Origin of the sequence: Paraburkholderia sp. SIMBA_030 (assembly GCF_046535245.1) — a bacterium.
Taxonomy (GTDB): Bacteria; Pseudomonadota; Gammaproteobacteria; order Burkholderiales; family Burkholderiaceae; genus Paraburkholderia.
Genome location: NZ_JAWRXB010001004.1, coordinates 1 through 257, shown reverse-complemented (window position 1 = coordinate 257; position 257 = coordinate 1). Strand labels below are relative to the sequence as shown.

Annotated in this window: 1 protein-coding gene; it reads left to right on the top strand. The window is 62.3% G+C overall.

All coding sequences use genetic code 11. The features are described from left to right. Positions 1–257 (top strand): DUF924 family protein (locus SB772_RS43045; RefSeq protein ID WP_410838902.1); only part of this gene is annotated, 257 nt, incomplete at both ends.

The window sequence follows — 257 nt, the reverse complement described above, 5'->3', positions numbered from 1 at the left end:
GAAACAGCGGCCGCCAAGGGCAAGTTATGGTTCGGCAAGCGCAACAGCCAGGACCTCGAAGCGCAAACGCGTTTCGGGGACTGGGTCGAGCAGGCACTGGTCGGCGGATTGACTGACTGGGCGCAACGCCCCGAAGGTTGGCTGGCTCTGGTGCTGCTGCTCGATCAACTCCCGCGAATGATCTACCGCGACACTCCCAAATCCTTTTCCGGCGATCTCAGGGCTCAGGCTCTGGTGGCGCAAGGCATTGCTGCGGA